Annotated in this window: 21 protein-coding genes and 1 pseudogene; 6 read left to right on the top strand and 16 right to left on the bottom strand. The window is 49.3% G+C overall.

Annotated elements, in window-relative coordinates; all coding sequences use genetic code 11:
- Positions 1–7: 7 nt before the first annotated feature.
- From IT084_RS08000 to IT084_RS07970, 7 genes are all read right to left on the bottom strand, one after another.
- Entirely contained in the window at positions 8–1,156 is a 1,149-nt protein-coding gene (locus IT084_RS08000) for an efflux RND transporter periplasmic adaptor subunit (RefSeq protein WP_243276842.1), read from the bottom strand.
- Positions 1,149–1,853 carry an ABC transporter ATP-binding protein gene (locus IT084_RS07995; protein ID WP_207744482.1) on the bottom strand — a complete coding sequence of 235 codons (705 nt, stop codon included), beginning with the start codon at positions 1,851–1,853 and terminating at the stop codon, positions 1,149–1,151. The genes IT084_RS08000 and IT084_RS07995 overlap by 8 nt, the downstream gene beginning before the upstream one ends.
- A gap of 1 nt (position 1,854) precedes the next feature.
- Positions 1,855–2,526, bottom strand: coding sequence for a hypothetical protein (locus IT084_RS07990; protein WP_195712328.1), 672 nt, complete (start codon positions 2,524–2,526; stop codon positions 1,855–1,857).
- 195 nt (positions 2,527–2,721) lie between these two features.
- Positions 2,722–3,450 carry a hypothetical protein gene (locus tag IT084_RS07985; RefSeq protein ID WP_207744481.1) on the bottom strand — a complete coding sequence of 243 codons (729 nt, stop codon included), beginning with the start codon at positions 3,448–3,450 and terminating at the stop codon, positions 2,722–2,724.
- 120 nt (positions 3,451–3,570) lie between these two features.
- Entirely contained in the window at positions 3,571–5,346 is a 1,776-nt protein-coding gene (locus tag IT084_RS07980; RefSeq protein ID WP_195712327.1) for an ATP-binding protein, read from the bottom strand.
- The gene (locus IT084_RS07975) at positions 5,347–6,045 is read right to left on the bottom strand and encodes a response regulator transcription factor (RefSeq protein WP_313885450.1); all 699 of its coding nucleotides are present in this window, start codon (positions 6,043–6,045) and stop codon (positions 5,347–5,349) included.
- A gap of 79 nt (positions 6,046–6,124) precedes the next feature.
- Complete coding sequence (locus IT084_RS07970) at positions 6,125–6,595, bottom strand: Spy/CpxP family protein refolding chaperone (protein WP_195712326.1); 471 nt, start codon at positions 6,593–6,595, stop codon at positions 6,125–6,127.
- A gap of 211 nt (positions 6,596–6,806) precedes the next feature.
- On the opposite strand from IT084_RS07970, the gene IT084_RS07965 reads away from it, so the two are divergent.
- Positions 6,807–8,042, top strand: a complete 1,236-nt coding sequence (locus tag IT084_RS07965) for a (Fe-S)-binding protein (RefSeq protein ID WP_313885448.1) — start codon at positions 6,807–6,809, stop codon at positions 8,040–8,042.
- 41 nt (positions 8,043–8,083) lie between these two features.
- Here IT084_RS07965 and adhE read toward each other — a convergent pair whose 3' ends face one another.
- From adhE to IT084_RS07945, 4 genes are all read right to left on the bottom strand, one after another.
- On the bottom strand, positions 8,084–10,690 hold the full coding sequence (gene adhE / locus IT084_RS07960) for a bifunctional acetaldehyde-CoA/alcohol dehydrogenase (RefSeq protein WP_313885447.1): 2,607 nt from the start codon (positions 10,688–10,690) through the stop codon (positions 8,084–8,086).
- Positions 10,691–10,708: 18 nt separating this feature from the next.
- Entirely contained in the window at positions 10,709–11,233 is a 525-nt protein-coding gene (locus IT084_RS07955) for a BON domain-containing protein (protein ID WP_195712324.1), read from the bottom strand.
- A 287-nt stretch (positions 11,234–11,520) separates the two neighbouring features.
- Positions 11,521–12,369, bottom strand: coding sequence for an MBL fold metallo-hydrolase (locus tag IT084_RS07950; RefSeq protein ID WP_195712323.1), 849 nt, complete (start codon positions 12,367–12,369; stop codon positions 11,521–11,523).
- 52 nt (positions 12,370–12,421) lie between these two features.
- Positions 12,422–12,787 (bottom strand): HEPN domain-containing protein, encoded by a 366-nt coding sequence (locus IT084_RS07945; RefSeq protein ID WP_195712322.1) that lies wholly within the window; start codon positions 12,785–12,787, stop codon positions 12,422–12,424.
- Between the two features lie 140 nt (positions 12,788–12,927).
- Between IT084_RS07945 and IT084_RS07940 the strand changes: the two genes are divergently transcribed.
- Positions 12,928–13,068: a hypothetical protein gene (locus IT084_RS07940; RefSeq protein ID WP_195712321.1), complete on the top strand. Its 141-nt coding sequence runs from the start codon at positions 12,928–12,930 to the stop codon at positions 13,066–13,068.
- 90 nt (positions 13,069–13,158) lie between these two features.
- Here IT084_RS07940 and IT084_RS07935 read toward each other — a convergent pair whose 3' ends face one another.
- Positions 13,159–13,335: a hypothetical protein gene (locus tag IT084_RS07935; protein WP_195712320.1), complete on the bottom strand. Its 177-nt coding sequence runs from the start codon at positions 13,333–13,335 to the stop codon at positions 13,159–13,161.
- Between the two features lie 301 nt (positions 13,336–13,636).
- Here IT084_RS07935 and IT084_RS18995 point away from each other — a divergent pair.
- Both IT084_RS18995 and IT084_RS18990 read left to right on the top strand, forming a co-directional pair.
- Positions 13,637–13,810, top strand: a pseudogene (locus tag IT084_RS18995) (stalk domain-containing protein); the annotation flags it as partial.
- Between the two features lie 7 nt (positions 13,811–13,817).
- On the top strand, positions 13,818–13,997 hold the full coding sequence (locus tag IT084_RS18990) for a VanW family protein (protein ID WP_395879577.1): 180 nt from the start codon (positions 13,818–13,820) through the stop codon (positions 13,995–13,997).
- Between the two features lie 338 nt (positions 13,998–14,335).
- Here the strand turns inward: IT084_RS18990 and IT084_RS07925 are convergent, their stop codons facing one another.
- On the bottom strand, positions 14,336–14,674 hold the full coding sequence (locus IT084_RS07925; RefSeq protein ID WP_195712318.1) for a hypothetical protein: 339 nt from the start codon (positions 14,672–14,674) through the stop codon (positions 14,336–14,338).
- Between the two features lie 142 nt (positions 14,675–14,816).
- Here IT084_RS07925 and IT084_RS07920 point away from each other — a divergent pair, with 142 nt between their 5' ends.
- Together IT084_RS07920 and IT084_RS07915 are read left to right on the top strand one after the other, a co-directional pair.
- A complete protein-coding gene (locus IT084_RS07920) occupies positions 14,817–14,963 on the top strand; it encodes a hypothetical protein (RefSeq protein WP_195712317.1) in 147 nt (48 codons plus the stop codon).
- 61 nt (positions 14,964–15,024) lie between these two features.
- A complete protein-coding gene (locus tag IT084_RS07915) occupies positions 15,025–15,729 on the top strand; it encodes a phosphatase PAP2 family protein (protein ID WP_195712316.1) in 705 nt (234 codons plus the stop codon).
- On the opposite strand, the gene IT084_RS07910 is transcribed toward IT084_RS07915, so the two are convergent.
- From IT084_RS07910 to IT084_RS07900, 3 genes are read right to left on the bottom strand one after another with little or no spacing between them, the layout of a single operon-like run.
- The gene (locus tag IT084_RS07910; RefSeq protein ID WP_195712315.1) at positions 15,709–16,629 is read right to left on the bottom strand and encodes a selenium metabolism-associated LysR family transcriptional regulator; all 921 of its coding nucleotides are present in this window, start codon (positions 16,627–16,629) and stop codon (positions 15,709–15,711) included. The two genes, IT084_RS07915 and IT084_RS07910, sit on opposite strands and share 21 nt — an antisense overlap.
- Positions 16,626–17,129, bottom strand: coding sequence for a universal stress protein (locus tag IT084_RS07905; RefSeq protein WP_195712314.1), 504 nt, complete (start codon positions 17,127–17,129; stop codon positions 16,626–16,628). Before IT084_RS07905 ends, IT084_RS07910 begins: the two co-directional genes overlap by 4 nt.
- Positions 17,130–17,146: 17 nt before the next feature.
- Complete coding sequence (locus IT084_RS07900) at positions 17,147–18,169, bottom strand: YeiH family protein (protein ID WP_195712313.1); 1,023 nt, start codon at positions 18,167–18,169, stop codon at positions 17,147–17,149.
- Positions 18,170–18,220 lie beyond the last annotated feature (51 nt).

Here is an 18,220-nt window from a genome sequence, read left to right as displayed (position 1 = left end):
AAATCACCTACTTTTTGGGGTAAACAACCGTTTCATTTTCCCTAAGACCTTCCAGTACTTCTACACTGGTGCCGTCCGTAAACCCGGTTTTTATTTCCCTTTCCACACTTTGGCCCGTTTCATCAACCACGGTGACAACTTGTTTACCATCCACAATTTTAACGGCGTTATAAGGCACAATTAGACAATCCTTCACTTCTTTAATGACAAAGGAAACCGCGCAAGTCATGCCGTCCTTCAACTCGGTCCCGGGGTCTTTGATCTTGATTTCCACCGTATAGTTGACCAGCCCGCTGGAATCCTCGGAGGGTAAAGCATTGATCTTGCTCACTTCGCCGGTGAATTTTTTATCCGGTATTGCTTCCACCGTCACATATACTTTTTGTCCCACTTTAATTTGACCAATATCATATTCAATGACCTGGGTTACGGCATTAATCGCATTATTTTCATGAATTGTGGCGAAGTCCTGCTCGTCTGTAACACTTTCCCCCACTTTATTGGCCAGGTCTAAAACAATGCCGGAAACGGGCGCGTATAAAATGGTTTCTTCCAAATCTTCCTTCGCCATTTTCACTTCCAGTTCATTTTGTTTCAACCCCTGGGCTTTTTGCAGTTCATATTTCTGTTGCAAGTTTTGGTATTCTGTATCCTTGTTGTCCAGTTCCAATTTTTTCATTTTTAACTCACTGGCTGAGTAAGCATCTGGAATTGCTTCCATCTCCATATATTCGTCCTTGAGCTGTTCCAGCTCGGCTGCAGTAGTTTTCAGCTTTAATTCAGTATCTAAAAGACTGGTTAACTCTTGTTCCCGGGCTTCTTGCAGCTTGGCCAAAGCCAACTGGTACTGGTCCTGATAATCCCGGTCATCCAACTTGGCAATCACATCTCCTTTTTTCACCTCATCACCTTCGGCAACCAAAATTTCAGCAATTGTGCCTTTAACACCAAACCTTAAATTAACTTTGGCAAAGTCAATGGTACCGTCGGAATCAAAGCCGACAACAATATCATCCCTTTTAACTTGTACCTGCTCGTATTGAATTTCCGCGCTTGTAGCGTCACCTTTTTTTTGAAACCATAAACCTGCTCCAGCGGCCAGGACTATGAACACGATAATAATGGCGATGATTTTTTTGTTTTTAAGACTAACCAACCCCTTTACCTCCATCATTGTAAATTTTACCGTCCCGGATATAAAATATCTTGTTTACCTGTTCGGCCACTTCGATATCGTGGGTAATGATTACTATGGTATTTCCCTGTTGATTGAGTTCTTTAAAAATTTCCATGGCATCTTGACTGGATTTGCTATCCAAGTTTCCGGTCGGCTCATCCGCTAAAACTATATCGGGATTACCCACTATGGCCCTGGCAATGGCCACCCTTTGCTGTTGTCCGCCTGACAGTTCATTGGGGCGATGAGTCAGCCGATCCTCCAAGCCTAAAAGAGTTAATTTTTGTTTAGCCCGCTCCATGGCTTCTGACTCACTGATCCCGCGATAAAGCAAAGGAAGCATCACATTTTGCAACGCTGTTAATCTGGGCAACAAGTTGAACTTCTGAAAGACAAATCCAATTTTTTTATTGCGAATCCCGGACAATTCATTATCAGAAGCCTTTAAAACGTCCAAACCATCCAATAAATACTGCCCGGAAGTAGGTAAATCCAGGCAACCCAGTATATTCATCAAGGTTGATTTGCCGGACCCGGAAGGCCCCAAAATAGCCGTAAAATCACCTTCAAAAACCTGTAAAGTAACGTCATCCAAAACTTTCAGCTCATCAGAGCCATTTTGATAGATCTTGACGATGTTTTTAGCATCTATAATACATTTTGCGTTATTCGCCATATTACTGTGGACCACCACCTGGTGGCGGGCCGCCACCCATATCAGGCGGCATGTCGCCTCCGAATCCCGGCCCCTGACCGTTGGTACCTTGCCCGGTACCCCTTTGACCGCTACCACCTATTACCTGGACAAATGAAACTGCATCACCGTTTTTCCAAATGCGTAAAACTGTATCCTTTTTTATCTCTGTGAGCTCAACCTGGTTGGCTTCATTAGAACCCCTTTGCATTGTTACAATGGGAGTTCCCACCGGTATAATAAAAGTCTCGGTTTCTTCAGTGAACTTCATGGGGTTTCGAGTTGGGCCCGGCTGAATACCAAGTTTATCCATTTCTTCTTTTGCTTGTTCAGAAGTGATTGTGCCGTTTTGGACTTTTTCACGTATGGCCTGGAGCTTATCTCGTGCCTCTTCACTTAGCGGTTCTTCTTTTGGTGTTTCCTCATTTGGATTAGCTTCCGCTTTATACACGGTTACTTCATTACCGACAATTTCCTTGACCTTGCCGGTTAAAGCCGGCTGTTCTTCGGGAAGAGCAACCTTCTGACCTTCTGAAACTGTTGCAGCATTCTCCTGTGTGACCTTTTGAGCGGCGTTTATACCACTGCTGCAACCAACAACCAATACTGCAGCAAAAGTTACCACTAACATGAGTATGAGTTTATTTAACTTCACACTATCACCTCGCATCTTGAATTCATTTAAACAATTAATAACCATGTTAAAATTTTGAATAATATAACCTTTCCCATAGTATGTAATTAATTGAAATAATTGGACTCATATTAGGTTAATTCGGGAATTCTCCCACGAAAAAGCTTGATCAAACGGAATGAGGGGCACATTACCCCTCAACGCTACACCCGAATATTAATTGGACTCCGCCAACCTGTCAGCCAGAGCCTGGTTCCTCTCCACCATTTGTTCCAACAGCTGTGGCAGCAGTTCCTTTATTTTAGTTTCATCGTTCGCATCCACCGCTTCTTTCAACTGAACCATCAGGTTGTCCCCGAAAATACCGGGTTTTCCTTTAAGGCCGAGCTTTTGCATTTCCTCTTTGGCCTGTTCGGGGGTAAGTTTTCCGTTTTGCACATCCTCGCGTATGGACTGTAATTTTTCTTTCAACTCAGCGGACAATTCAGGCCTTTGACCAACCTCATCACCGGGTATCCCGGGTTGGCTCCTGAATTTTTCAATGCCGAGATTCTTTAACTCTTCCCTGGCCTGTTCGGGCGTGAGTTTTCCGTTTTGCACGTCCTCACGTATGGACTGTAATTTTTCTTTTAACTCACTGGATAATTCAGGTCTTTGCTTATCGACCGGGCGCTTTTCCTTCAAATCATTCACCAATTGGTCTCGTTCAGCTAGAGCATTTTTCCAGTCGACCAGGCTTTCGGGTGTGTACTTGCCAACCAAGTCCAACAATTGGTTATCCATTTCCTGGCGCTTTTCTTCATTAAAAGGCTGGTGGTGGGCAAATCCTTTTTTCGCAGGCACTTCGCCCGCACCGGTGACAGTACCGGCGGCAAAAGCGGCGGAGGGTACCAGCACGGACAACGCCAGGGCTGTAGATAAAACTTTGGTCTTCCAGTTTTTCATAATTTATCACCCCTTGATTTAAAATTTTTCTGTGGTCTATCCCGCGGGGCTCCACATGTTTGTTATTATAGCGGGTAATTTTGACCGGTTTGTGAACAAACTATGAATAAATTCCGAACTTTACATTTCAACCGGTAATGCTTTCATGGTGAAACTGAAGGTGGATCCTTTGCCCACTTCGCTTTGAACGTTAACAGTGCCACCGTGGGCCTCCACGATTTGTTTCACAATGGCCAGTCCCAGCCCGGTGCCCCCCAGGGCCCGTGAACGGGACTTTTCCACCCGGTGAAAACGTTCCCAGATATGCTCCAGGTCTTCCGGCGGAATACCGGGTCCCTGGTCGGTAATGCTTACCGTAATGCTGTCGTTTTCCACCCCGGCCCGCAGCGTCACAACCCCCCCGGGCGGTGAAAATTTAACGGCGTTATCCAGCAGGTTCAGGATCACCTGTTCAACGCGGTCTTCATTGCCCAGCATCAACGGCAACCGGGCGGGGAAATACCTGTCTACAGTTACCTGATGTTTTTCCATAAGCGGTTGCAATTTTACCAGTGTCTGATCTACAAGTTCCGGCACGTCTATTTCGTTCAAGTCCCATTTTTCCTTGCGCGATTCAATCAGCGACAGATCCAGGAGATCATAAATCAACTTGTTCAGGCGCAGCGTCTCCCGGTGGATAATCGCCAGGTATTTGTCGTGGTCCTCGCTTGGGATGGCACGGTCCAGCATGGCTTCCACGTAACCCTGGACCGAAGTCAGGGGAGTACGCAGTTCGTGGGATACATTGGCCACAAAGTCCCGGCGCAGTTGATCCAACTTCTTTAGTTCGGTTATGTCCTGTAGCACGCTTACTGCACCAAAGCTGTTGCCTGCCTGATCAGTTAACGGGGAAACGTGGGCCAGTAGATATGTTTGCCCGTGGTCCGGCGTATATTCCCTGCTGCACGGCTCACCTGACGCCAGAACCGCTGTAAACAATTCTTTTAACTGGCTGTCCGGAAAAGGTTCCACGCAGGATTGCGCTGTTAATTCCGTTGTTTCTTCCAAACCGAGGGTGCGAGCCGCCTGCCTGTTAAGCAAAATCACCCGGTTCTCGCTGTCCACGGCCACCACTCCTTCGGCCATGTTAGACAGTATACTCTCAATTTTCCCCTTTTCCCGGGCCAGTGTGCCCACGGTCTCTTCCAGGGATACCGCCATCCGGTTAAAATTTTGCGCCAGTTGGCCGATTTCATCACCGGATTCAAGCTCCACCCGCTGCCGGTAATCGCCGCCCGCTATTTGCACGGTGGCCTCGTTTAACCGGCGTAGCGGCCGGGCCAGGGAACGAGATAAAAACAAACCCAGCAGGGCTGCCAGCAACAGCGCGGGAATCGCGGCATAAAACATTAACCGCCGCACAGCCTCTACGGCACCGGTGATATCCGCCAGCGGAGCCGACAGAAATAATGCTCCCGCCACTTCGTTATTTATTTCAACGGGCACAACGGCAAAAATAACCACCTGGTCAAGACGTGGCGGGTGTCCCCGCCGGGTAACAGATTTTCCCTCCAGCAACAATTGGGCATCAGCCGGTTCCAGCCAGATGCGCCGTGGATCATTATTAAAAAACCCGCCGTGGGCCATAAGGATAAGATTTTCCCTGCTGATTAACAACACGCGGTTTTCCAGAAAGCGATTTAAAGTTTCCACAACTTCGGGGGCAGGCCGGCTCTGTTCAGTATTTTCAGCTATAATCCGTGCCATTTCCCTGCCTTTATTGAGCAGTTCCATTTCCTTTGTAGAGTAATAGTAATCACCCAACAGGTAGGACATAGCCATACCCAATACAAGCAAGGTAATTAAAATGATGGCAATGTATGTGAATATAAGTTTACTGAATAGACTTTTGAACATTTAGTTTCCTACCTCGAATTTATAGCCCCGGCCCCACACTGTTTTTATGTAACGCCGGCCAGTATTGGCGCTTAATTTTTCGCGCAAACGTTTAATATGGGTATCCACGGTGCGGGGGTCCCCCATGTAATCATATTCCCAGATCTGTTGCAGCAGTTGTTCCCGCGTAAAAACCTGGCCGGGATTACAGGCAAAAAACCACAACAAGTCAAATTCCTTGGGGGGTGTCGGCACCACCTTGCCGTTCATTTCCACCTGCTTGGCGCTGTTATCTATTACCAGGCCGGGTAAAGTAATTACCTCGGCGTTTTTTCTTGCCCCCGCCTGTTGCACCCGTCTTAAAACAGCTTTAACCCGGGCCACCATTTCCCGCGGAGAAAAGGGCTTGGTTATATAATCATCCGCCCCCATCTCCAGGCCCAGCACACGGTCCAGTTCCTCCCCCCTGGCGGTCAGCATAATGATAGGGGTGGAACTCTGTTTCCTGATTTCACGACAGACTGCCCAGCCGTCCACTTTGGGCAGCATAATATCCAAGAGGATCAAGTCCGGGCGGCTGCCGGAAAATTTAAGCATAGCTTCTTCCCCATCCACCGCTATTTCCACCTGAAAACCCTCTTTTTCCAGGTATAGCCGCAACAGTTCCCTTACCGGTTCCTCGTCTTCCACGACCAGTATGGTTCCGGCATGCTCATACACTTTACCCGCCTCCAGTAGCCGTTATTTTAAAAGGGAGGGGGACCCAAAAGCCCCCCTTTTTCTTGTTAATTCTAAATAACTACTGCACATTGCCGGCTCCAAAGCCTCCCCTGAAGCCGTGGCCCTTTTTACTCCTGAACTCGTTCATCTTGGCCTGCTGCTCCGGGGTGAGTAAAGACTGGCACTGCTGCCTACCCTGCTGGGCTATACTATGGATTTTGTCACGCAGATCGTTAATTTCCTTGATCTTGGCGTCTATTTGGGCTTTGTCCGGATTTTTCTGCAGCTGCAGTTGTTTTAGTTCATGCATGCTGTCCATCAGTTTAATACGCAGGTCGCGGGTTTGCTCGTAGGTGTTCTGGTTAATTTCCCGCATTTTAGTGATTTGCTCGCCGGTGAGGTTTAAGGCTTCCACCGGGCCGACCCAGTTATCGCTGTTCAGCATGCGCGGGCCGCCGCCACCCCAGCCCAGTCCGGCCGCAGCGGCCACTTGGACAATACCGAACGCCAAAAGCAGTGTAATGGTTAACAACGCTATTCTTTTCTTCACTGTTACACCTCCTTTCCTTCCCGGTTACACAGGAATTTTGTTGATTTTCCTGCGCTAATTATATTCTACCCAGTAATTGTGAACAAACTGTGAATAAAGAATGGAAAGTTTACGAACTAACGATGGATAAATTGCATTATTGTTAATTGACAATGTTTCATTATGGTTTTAAACTATTGTTAATTAACTATTTGGGTGAGGGGGATAAAAAGTGAGTGTTATTCTGGCCAAAAATCTTGACCCCAATTTTATGAACGAAGTTATTTCAAAAGCCTGCACTACCAGTAATCGCGAAAATTTTTACAATTGCCTGTCCTGCGGCATGTGCAGCGCGGGATGTCCCTACAACGGCGTTCACGACAACGCCGATCCCAGGAAATTCATCCGGATGCTGACTTTGGGCATGAAGGACGAAGTGTTGAACTCCGATTTCATTTGGGCCTGCACCCAGTGCGGGCGTTGCACCATGGAATGCCCCATGGGAGTGGAAGTGTTGACCCTGGTACGCACCGTCAGGGGCAATTTCGGCTTGAGAGCGCCCGGATTTCTCCAGGACGTTGTGGACGCCCAGATCAAAACCGGCAACCAGATGGAAGTTTCCACCGAAGACTACCTGGAAACGCTGGAGTGGATGGAAGAGGAACTGCAGGAGGAAGTGGGAGACCCCAACGCCAAAATTCCCATCGACAAGGAAGGCGCCGAGTTTCTGTTTCTCTGGGACCCCCGGGAAATCAAGTACTATCCTCACGACGTGCAGAGCATCGCCAAGATCATGTGGTATGTGGGCGCGGATTGGACATGCAGCAGCCGGTGGTGGGACGCCACGCACTACGCCCTGTTCAACGGCAATGACGAGGAAGCGCGGATCATAACCCAGCGCTACGCAGATGAAGTTAAGCGGCTAAAGGTGAAAGAGCTGGTGGTGACGGAGTGCGGCCACGCGACCCACGCCAACAAGTGGGGCCCCAAGGTTTGGCTGGAGAAGGACAATACATACCCGGTCAAAAGCATTGTTGAAAAATATGTGGAATGGTTTGAAGCCGGCCTGTTAAAGGTGGATCCCAGCAAAAATACCGAGCCCATCACTTTGCACGACCCCTGCAACTCCGTACGCAAGCAGGGCCTGGGAGACGCCATGCGCTATGTTTTAAAGAAAACGGTAACTGATTTCAGGGAAATGCATCCCAACGGAGTTATGAACTACTGTTGCGGCGGTGGCGGCGGACTGTTGGCCATGGGCAAGGATATCTATCCCTACCGGATGGCCAAGGGGAAACTCAAAGCGGACCAGATTAAAGCAACGGGATGCAAGTTGATAGCCTGTCCCTGCCACAACTGCTTCGACCAGTTAACCGACATCATCAAGTACTACAATCTGGAAGGTTGCCGGGTGATCCACCTGCATCACCTGATCAGCCACGCCTTGATCATGGATGAAAAACCTTAAAGATCTCCTGGCTCACGGGTTCCAATACTGGAACCCTTTTTTTAAGCGTGCGGCCGGTCATAGGCCCGCATCAGGATGCCTGCCAGTTCCTGGATCAGGGGCATACGGGGGTTGGCGGTGGTGGACTGGTCGACAAAGGCCTTCTCCGCCAATCCGGGCACTTTTTGTTTGAACACCGCGGCATCCACCCCGCATTCCGCGATGGTGGAAGGGATACCAACACCGGCGCGCAGTTTTTCCACCGCGGCAATCAGGCTGTTGACCCCTTCTTCCACCGTACCCGCCGGCAGGCCCAAAAAGGCCGCCATCCGCCTGTATTTTTCCGGCGCCTGAAAATACTCGTACTGGGGAAAAGCGGCGAACTTGCTGGGAACTTCGGCGTTATACCTGATCACGTGAGGCAGCAAAATGGCATTGGCCCGCCCGTGGGGAATGTGAAACTCACCCCCGATTTTATGGGCCAGGCTGTGGCAGACGCCCAAAAAGGCGTTGGTGAAAGCCATGCCCGCAATGCAGGATGCATTGTGCATTTTGCTGCGGGCCACAAAATTGTCCCCGCCCCTGTAACTTTCGGGCAGATACTTGAACACCAGCTCCACCGCCTTCAGTGCCATGGCATCGGTGTAATCCGAAGCCATTACGGATACATAAGCCTCAATGGCGTGGGTCAGCACGTCCAAACCGGTGTCCGCAGTCACCGCCGGCGGCAGCGTAGCCACAAAATCCGGGTCGATAATCGCCACGTCGGGGGTTAGTTCATAATCGGCCAGGGGATACTTGACATCCTCGCCCTTGTGGGTAATCACCGCAAAGGCACTTACCTCCGACCCCGTGCCGCTGGTTGTGGGGATGGCCACCAGCCGGGCCCGCCGCCCCAGCTTGGGGTATTTATAGGTGCGCTTACGGATATCCAGGAATTTCAGGCGCAAAAAATCGAACTCCACTTCCGGGTGTTCGTAAAATAGCCACATGGCCTTGGCGGCGTCGATGGGAGAGCCGCCCCCCAGGGCGATGATGGTGTCCGGGCGGAACTGCTTCATTAATTCTACGCCCTTTTTCACGGTATCCACCGAGGGGTCGGGCTCCACACCGGAAAACACCTCGATGTTCACGGGGTTATTTCGCTTGTTCAGGTGATAAACCACCTTCTCCACGAAGCCCAGCTTCACTATCCCCGGGTCGGTAACGATAATGGCCCGCTCAATCCCCTGCATTTTTTCCAGGTATTGCACGGCCCCCGGAGAAAAGTAGATTCGCTCCGGCACCCGGAACCATTGCAGTTTTTCCCGCCTCCCGGTCACCCGCTTGATGTTGATCAGGTTGTCCACGCTGACGTTGGAAGTGGTGGCGTTGTGCCCCATGGAACCGCAACCCAGGGTCAGGGAGGGTACATTGACGTTATAAAGGTCCCCGATGGCTCCGTGCGAAGCCGGCGAGTTGATGATGATTCTCCCGGCGCGCATGCGCCGGGAGAACAGCGCAACCACGTCCTTGTTCTCGGAATGCAGCACGGCCGAGTGCCCCAGCCCTCCGAAGCCGATGATTTCCTCGCAGCGCCGGATGCCCTCCTCATAACCGGCAACCTCGTAGCAGGCCAAAATGGGGCTTAACTTTTCCATGGATAGGGGATGCCCGGGGCCGACTCCTTGCTGGGGAGCCACCAGCACCTTGGTGTCCCGTGGCACCTCAAAGCCCGCCATCCGTGCGATATCATACGCGGGCTGCCCCACTATGGCCGGGTTGAGGCTGCAGTCTTCCCCCTTGGCGACCAGTTGTTCCAGTTCGGCCGTCTCTTCCTCGTTAAGGAAATAACAGCCGTAGGACTTCATTAAGGAAGTGACTTCCTGAAAAATATCGCTGTCGATAATCACCGACTGTTCCGAAGCGCAAATCATCCCGTTGTCGAAAGTCTTGCTCAGGATCAGGTCGGTGACTGCGCGCTTGATATTGGCCGACTTTTCAATGTAGCAGGGGACGTTACCCGGCCCCACCCCCAGGGCGGGCTTTCCAGTGCTGTAAGCGGCCCGCACCAGCCCGGCGCCTCCCGTGGCCAGGATCAGGTGTACCCCCGGGTGATGCATCAGGTACCGGGTAGCCTCGATGGAGGACTGCTCAATCCAGCCGATGCAGTGTTCCGGCGCCCCGGCCTTCACCGCCGCTTCAAGCATTACTTTAGCCGCCGCCGCGCTACACTTTTGCGCCCCGGGATGAAAACTGAAGATCACCGGATTGGCTGTTTTGATGCAGATCAGGGCCTTGAACATGGTGGTGGAAGTGGGGTTGGTCACGGGAATGACGGCGGCGATCACCCCCACGGGCTCGGCCACCTCCATGTAATCCTCCTCCTCGTCCACCCTGATCACGCCCACCGTTTTCTTATACTTGATGCTGTGGTACACCGACTCCGTGGCGAAGATGTTTTTAATCATTTTATCTTCAAAGACGCCACGTTTTGTCTCTTCCACCGCCAGCCGGGCCAGTTCCATGTGCTGGTCCAGCCCGGCCAGGGCCATGGCCTGGACTACCTTGTCGATTTCCTCCTGGGACAAGCGCACAAGGGCCTCCCGTGCCTCTTCCGCCCTCTCCACCAGCTTATCCACCACCAGCCGCTGCTCATCACCGATATATTCCAGTTTATGTTCGCTCACCGTCAATACCCCCGTTTGCTAAAATAGCCTGGCCTCTCCCTCGTCCTCGTTGTCATTGTTCACCTGGTGGTGGAAGATGGCATCCAGGTCGTAGTCATCATACCCGCCCGGGCGGATTTTCAACTGGCTGACCACACCCGTAACTCCCCGGGCCTTTTGCGCGGTTTTGATGGCCTCCTGCTCCTCCCCCGGTGTTTCCACCGTACCCATGAGATAAACCGTGCCGTCCACGGACTTTGCCCCTATGTGCCGCAGCTTGACCTGAGGATTGGCGTTCAGTTCTTCCATCACCTCTTCCGTCACCGACTTGTCGTCAATGGCCCCGTCCGTGCTTACGGCCAACCCCAGTTCCAACCTTTTGACTCCCGGCATCTTTTTCAGGTTCTCTTCCAGTCGTGTTTTTTCCGACAGCGTGTCCACAACGCCGCTGACCTGAACTTCCCCGTCAACGACGTTCGCCTTGAGACCGTAACCCTTTAAATCCTTGTCATTGTCCAAAAATTGCTGCACCCTCCGCTGCAGGGCTTTATCCTTATCCGACAAGAATTCCACCCCCGGTAGTTTTATATTGCTTATTATTACCGGGTTGATATTTCAATATGATTAATCAGAACTTTTACCCAACATCCAAGTGAAAAATACAGCCAAAAAAAAACGGCCTCCAACCACAAAATAAACCTGTGGAAAGGAGAATGACCGCAATTATTTTCCTCCGAAAGCAGGCAGGGAAGTACCTTGGGGATTATGCAATCATTCGGAGTATGGGCCGGATACTGGGCCCGGTCGTGGGGGCGCGATATATCGCGATATGTGATCTACATATGAATATGCTATAGCTCGATAACAGTTCCGGCATTGTTGAAAAAGAACTTGTCCCCGAATTCCCGGGCCAGAAACGCCGCCGCCGGCAACCCGGTGCAGTGGGACACACCAATTTTTTCAACGCCGAACTCGCGCAGCGCCGCAATTGATTCATCAAGCTGGTTTTGCTGCGCCCGGATCAGGTGGGTTCCGCCGACAACGGCGTATATTTTTTCAACTCCCGTGATCTTCTGCGCGTGCAGCATGGTGTTGACCATGCCCCGGTGGGCACAGCCCAGCACCACCACCAGGCCTTTGTCCGTCTTGACAATCAACGACTGGTCGCCGGGGAGGGTATCGGGCACAAAACCAGCGTCGGATTTGATATACATGTTGTCGTCCACCTGTTCAAAGGGTGTGACCATGGGCACTTCCCCGGTGGTAACCATGTGCTCGTTCAGCCAAACCGGCTCCCCGGTTAAATTAAACGATGCCCCGAGACCTTCCAGTTCCTCGCGGCAAAAGGGCACCCCCACGTACCGGAAAAGCCCGTCCTTGCCGCCCGGAAGAACAACCCGGATATATTTCTTGCCCCACATTTCGGGGTGCGCGTATACCTCAACTCTTTTTCGCAATCTCTGCAGCAGCAGCCGCAGCCCACCGGTGTGATCGGTATGGCCGTGGCTGATCACGATCTTGTCCACTTTACTCAAATCCACACCGGCCACGGAAGCGTTACGCACCACCGAGTCGCTGAAGCCCGTGTCCAAGAGCACCGCGTGCCCGCCGGCCTCCACCAGGATGGACAGGCCCCACTCGCCGGTAAATCCAATGCCCCCCGCCGTGTTTTCACAAAGCGTCGTCAAGCGCACCTGCATTTTAAACCCCCCTCTTTCATTTAAAAAGACCCTTGATAAAACTTTTTCTTCGTTAATCAGCTATAATTAATATCAAATTTACTTTGACAAAATCGTCCAGAGTGTCAACAAGGGCCGGAGGAAGCAAAGAGCGATGCTTTTCCAATGTCCGGCCCACATCATGTACTTTAGGCACTTCTACTCCAATGGCCCTCAAAACAGCCTTTAACAAAAGCTCCACTAACTCCTGAGCTTCCCTTACCACGTCGGAGTATGCCTTGTTCTCCTTGTAAAAAAACAACGCTTTAAAACGCACTTGTGCCTTTTTAAGATAGGATAAGGACAATTCATCAATCTTTACAAATCCATTCCTCCCAGGAAACCCATATTTTCCCCGTTTGCCACTCCCAGGTGTTATTTGTCCTTTGCCGCAGTTCATCCATTTCCCGGATGTCCCCGGCGCATTGTTGAACAATTCCCGTGTCAGTCAAATTAGTTGCAGTATTACCTTAAATTTACAGGCATCGCCCGGATGGCGAGTTCTAAAGTTGTTCAAACTAAGCACGGGAGGTGATTTTCTTGTCCAGAAGAGAAGACTCATTTCTAATCCACGAGGAACTGGATGTCATAAACAAGGAAGCCAACGAAGAGGCGGCCCAGGATTACCTGCGCATCAGAGCCGGCGCCGAAGTTTTGCTCGACAACCGGAAACTAAAATAAGCGTTAAGGTAAATAGGTTACCCCTTCCGGGTAACCTTTTTTAAGCTACTTCATGAAATGAAATAAAGCACTCAATAACTGCCGCCTTTATTACTCGTTTTTTAAGCCGGTTTTTTCGGACATTTCCAGCTTCACGCCTTTATTCGTTCCATGCCGGTGCTCGCTTTGCAGTTGTGCCTTTTGGGACTTGATTTCCCTGGCCCGGGGCGCGCCCACCGGGCGGTGCAGGTCCTCCTGCAGTTCAGGACGATCGGGTCTGTCGATCAACGGATTACCTCCTTCTGTTTGCTTTTAAATATATTATAGCGTCAAACAGAGAAAATATCCGCCTTCCATCATAAACAGCCCGGAGGACTCCCGCCTCTCTAAATCAACCTTGTTACGGCTGGACTCAGCCATTAATTGAAGGCCCTTCCAAGGGGCTTTTTTTATGCCTTCGCAAATAAAAGGATTCAGGAATATTATAGCGAAATCACCAATAGAAATACGGTTGGGAAAATTCAAACACGATGTTCCCGGTTTGAACTGAGAACAGTAAACATGGAGGTTCCTTGATAGTGAAAAAAACATGCACCCGGCTAACAATCAGCCTGGCCCTTCTATTTTTATCCATGACGGCTGCTCACGCCGCACCATCGTATTTACGCTAAATAGCCGGGAATACAGCGTTAACGGCGCCACGTATCAAGTGGACGCGGAGCCGTACATTCAAAAAGCCAGAATTTTTGTGCCCTTACGCTACCTTGCCCGTGCGGTATGCCCCCGCCGGCACGGACGCCACCGTTGTCTGGGGCGCGAAAGACCTCAGGTTTATCAATACCGGCGCAAACCCTGTAATCATTTATTCCCGGCTGGAAAATAAAAACGGGGGGGTTACCGCCTCTACGCTGAAATCCGAGAAAAAGTCAAACTTGCCCGGATCAAGATAGCGGTTATAAAAAACGAACCGGGCGCTTGCATATGGGATAATATAGATATAGATAAGGAAAGTTTTACCGGAATTCTAAAAGACAATCATACATTCATATCGTCGGACCAGTTGGAACAGCTGCTTCACCTGGCCTGCGATAAAAAAGAATTTAACGGGAAATTGTATTGTTCCTTTAATTTAACCGGTCAAATTATTAATTTTATGGAAGGAAACAATAAGGCTACGATTAACGGCACGGAGTTCAATTTATCCGGGACTCCTTTCCGCTCCGGCTCAAAAGATCAGACTTTATGGATTCCCCTGCAAACCACCGGTGGCACCGCGGGAGTGTTTATCTTACCGCCGCTTTTTTATGGCGCTAGCAACTATGTAAAGAAAAATTATTGACACCAGGGCAACCACCACGTAGACAAAGAAGACCGGTATACTCCAGGCGCCCGTCCCTCTTTTATAAAAACTCTCAATAACTTTTTGCTGGGATTCATTCCATTCCCTGCTGGCCCCCGGGATAAGAGGGGTGATCCGGTCGAAATTAATATCCATCGAGGATAACCCGGCTGCGGTACAAATACCCCGGCCGGTTATCTCTGTAATGTCTCCCCGGTAGGCGGCCGCCGGCCCGGAGGCTAAAAACACCGCAACCAGGGTGAATAAAATGATCAATGCTTTTCCCAAGTTCACCACCTCCTTTCCCCCCGCTACTAAAAAAAATGATCCGGACAAATACTATAGCAAGCATATGTATATTTAACTGTTACCCGGGCCATATGCAACAATCCGGGCCATATGCAACAATACTGTTTTCGAGGTGATCGGTTTGGACAAAAACAATGAATTACATTCACCCCAGTTGCTGCCCGGCCGGGAGAAACCGCCCAGGCCCTGGGACGACCGGAAAAAAACGGGTATGAGCGTGGCTGAGATGATCAAAGAAAAAATGGAAGATATGATCGATGAAAACTGACCGTCCACTATTCCTATGGTATAATTAATACCAGGTTTCTTTCAGCAAAGGGGAGAACCGAATGATTCATCATCGCGATACAAGGTTGGCCGGCCTTCCGCGCAACTTGCTGCTGGCCTCTTTATTAATCCTGGTTTTCATCGCCCTGGCCCTGGGCGTGGTATATAATTACATTCTCGCCTTCGACAAGACGGTCAGCGATGCGGTCAGGCACTTAACCAGCCCGCAGGTGACGGCAATAATGTTGGCTGTTACTTTTGGGGCCAATACTAAAACAATGTTTGTAATCGTTCCTATCCTGGTGGTTATTTTTTACCTTTTGAAACGCCCGCTGAACGAACTGTTTTTAATCATCCTTTCAACCACCGGAAGCTGGTTTATCTTGGATCAATTAAAGGAATTGTTTCACAGGCCCCGACCCGACAACCCGCTGGTTCCCGCTTCCGGCTTCAGCTTTCCCAGCGGCCATGCCATGATGAGCATCGCTTTTTACGGCGCTGTTGCCTACTTGCTTGGCCGGAACCATCCTGACTCGCGCCCGGCCCGGTTCCTGGCCGGCGTTTTTGCCCTGTTCATTCTCACCATCGGTATCAGCCGGGTTTATTTGGGGGTTCATTACCCCAGTGACGTGCTGGCCGGTTTTGCCGCGGGCGGAGCCTGGCTCGTAATATGCATTACAATCATTGGGATTACCGCTCATCGAAGCAAAACCGGGATTTATGGCCGGGCGAGTAAATTATTTCTATTAGGCAAGTTTTTCGATTGAATCTTCCTGAAAGCAAAACGAACTCAGAAAGGATATGAATTCTTTTACTACCGGTGTTTGGAACTTGTTTTTATTATAAATTACATAAAACTTCCGTACTAGAGAAACATCCTTGACTTTAACCGAAACGAGAGTACCCAACTTCAATTCTTTTTGTACTGCCCATTTAGAAATAATTGTTGCACCAAACCCGGCTTCCACAGCCTCCTTTACCGCTTCGGTACTTCCTAATTCCATAACCACGTTTAATTCAGATAGATTTATACCTGCTTCCCTTAATCTATCTTCTGTTATCTTCCTTGTACCCGACCCTTGTTCTCTCAAGATAAAAGGCAACGCCACAAGTTCATCAATCAAGATAAACTTCTTACCAGCCAAGGGATGGTCGACGGGAAGCAAAACAATCAGTTCGTCTTTCATAAAAGGTTTTGCAATCAATTCAAAGTTATTCACGCGACTTTCCACAAGCCCCAAGTCCAGCGCCTGCTTTAACACCAGCTTAACTATTTGTTCTGTGTTGGTCACCTTTAGTAAAACCCTTACCTGGGGATGTTGTTTTTTAAAGCACCCCAAAACTTGCGGAATCACATATTCGCCCAAGGTAAAACTTGCTCCTACCGATAAGGTGCCTCGTATACAGCCGGTGAAAGCGGAAATATCTTTTTCAGCTTCCTCCAGCAATGACAAGATCTTTTCCACATATTCATATAGAATACGACCAGCTTCTGTGATGGTTACTTGTTGGGTGTTACGATCAAACAATCTTGTGCCGAAATGGTCTTCCAGAGATTTGATATGCATACTGACTGCCGGCTGAGAGATAAAAAGGGCTTGTGCAGCCCCGGAAAAACTCTTTTTATCAGCCACTGTTTTAAAAATATGAAACTGGTATAAATTCATAGTACCTTCCTCCTTTTAACAACTAGAACGGGAATGTCAGATGCTTCAACTACAGCTTCAGCAATGCTTCCTAAGGCTATTCTTTTGATTCCCGTTAAGCCGGTATCTCCTGTAATGATTAAGTCAGCTCCTTCTTTTTCAGCAACGTTAATGATTTGCTTCACGGGATTGCCGCTTAAAAGAAGCAATTTCACATTTATACAGTATGCTTTACCGTATTTATGGGCAAGCTTTAAGCCTGCCAATCCATAGCGAACTCGCTTAGTCTTTTTAGCCAGCAGCTCCCATTCATTTTCTGGGATGACTGCATCTTCTCCATCTGGATCAACAAATACAGCAATTATTTCTGAGCTATTCCGTTTAGCCAAACCCATTGCATATTTAGTTGCTTCAATAGCCGGAGCAGAACCGTCTACTGCCAGGATAATTCTGTTAATGGATGTATCCACAGCCTCCAGTTGATTTTTGGCCAACAGTTCTTCTGCTAACTTGCTCAGCATTTTAAAACCCCCCAACCCTAAAAATGCAGGGTACGAATAACTAATAAGCCGGCAACTGAGATAACCAGTGAGCCGATAAATCCGATAAACAGCGACTTTATTCCCATGCGCTTAAACATCACAATATCTACGCTAAGTCCCATGCCCGCCATCGCAATTATCATAAGAAGACTGCTGATGTGAAGCATCACAGAAGTAAGATCATGAGGAATTAAACCAAAGGTATTGAGACAACTCAGACCTAAAAAGCCGAAAATAAACCAGGGAATTGTCAAACCCTGCGATCCGGCGCTTTGTTCCTTCCCTGCACCCCTCAGGTTAAACCAAAGACTAATCCCAAGAGTAACGGGAATTAATAGTGCCACCCGGCCGAGTTTGGTTAAAATAGCCATACTGGCCGCAGAATCACCTGCCGGCTGAGATGCTGCCACCACATGGGCGACTTCGTGTAAGGTTGCTCCCACAAAAATACCGTATTCATCTAAATCCAACCCCAGAAATGGTTTTAACAGAATGTATAAAATACTACCAATGGTCCCCAGAACAGCAACACTAGCCACAGCTACCACTGTTTCATCCTGATTCGCTTTAATCGTGGGCGCGACCGCAGCAACAGCAGCGGCTCCACAGATACCTGTCCCTACTGCTGTCAGCAAGGCTAATTTTTCTTCAACAGCCAGTATTCTTCCTAGATAGCATATAATAACAACAGCCATAATAATTATTAATGTATCCAGGAGAATAATTTGGGGACCTGTAGCAAAAATGGCATCCAGGTTGAGACGAACACCCATTAAAACAATACCATAGCGCAAGAGTCTCTTGCTCGCAAAGTTTATTCCTGTGTTGGCATATTTTGGGATTCCCATAAGTGCCCGCCAGGCCATTCCAACTAAAATAGCGATAACCATTGGCCCGGGTACTGACAAAAGAGGTACGCGGATCATGTTTTGGGCAAGGACTCCCACTACCATAGTTAGAACGAGTCCCTGGATACTACCGTGAAGAAAATTTTTACGTTGAAGAACAGCAACCTGCATCCCAATCCTCCTTCCAAATTTTCTTTCTAAAGTTTACCGCAACAATTGGAG

It is taken from the genome of Desulfallas sp. Bu1-1 (assembly GCF_015594625.1).
Classification (GTDB): Bacteria; Bacillota; Desulfotomaculia; order Desulfotomaculales; family Desulfallaceae; genus JADNRQ01.
This window is presented reverse-complemented; position numbering and strand designations above follow the sequence as displayed.

Excerpts from the sequence above, each read along its gene's own strand:
- IT084_RS07995 (WP_207744482.1), bottom strand. The coding sequence starts at position 1,853 with ATGGCGAATAACGCAAAATGTATTATAGATGCTAAAAACATCGTCAAG.
- IT084_RS07985 (WP_207744481.1), bottom strand. The coding sequence starts at position 3,450 with ATGAAAAACTGGAAGACCAAAGTTTTATCTACAGCCCTGGCGTTGTCC.
- IT084_RS07980 (WP_195712327.1), bottom strand. The coding sequence starts at position 5,346 with ATGTTCAAAAGTCTATTCAGTAAACTTATATTCACATACATTGCCATC.
- IT084_RS07950 (WP_195712323.1), bottom strand. The coding sequence starts at position 12,369 with ATGCAGGTGCGCTTGACGACGCTTTGTGAAAACACGGCGGGGGGCATT.
- IT084_RS07945 (WP_195712322.1), bottom strand. The coding sequence starts at position 12,787 with ATGAACTGCGGCAAAGGACAAATAACACCTGGGAGTGGCAAACGGGGA.
- IT084_RS07915 (WP_195712316.1), top strand. The coding sequence starts at position 15,025 with ATGATTCATCATCGCGATACAAGGTTGGCCGGCCTTCCGCGCAACTTG.
- IT084_RS07910 (WP_195712315.1), bottom strand. The coding sequence starts at position 16,629 with ATGAATTTATACCAGTTTCATATTTTTAAAACAGTGGCTGATAAAAAG.
- IT084_RS07905 (WP_195712314.1), bottom strand. The coding sequence starts at position 17,129 with ATGCTGAGCAAGTTAGCAGAAGAACTGTTGGCCAAAAATCAACTGGAG.
- IT084_RS07900 (WP_195712313.1), bottom strand. The coding sequence starts at position 18,169 with ATGCAGGTTGCTGTTCTTCAACGTAAAAATTTTCTTCACGGTAGTATC.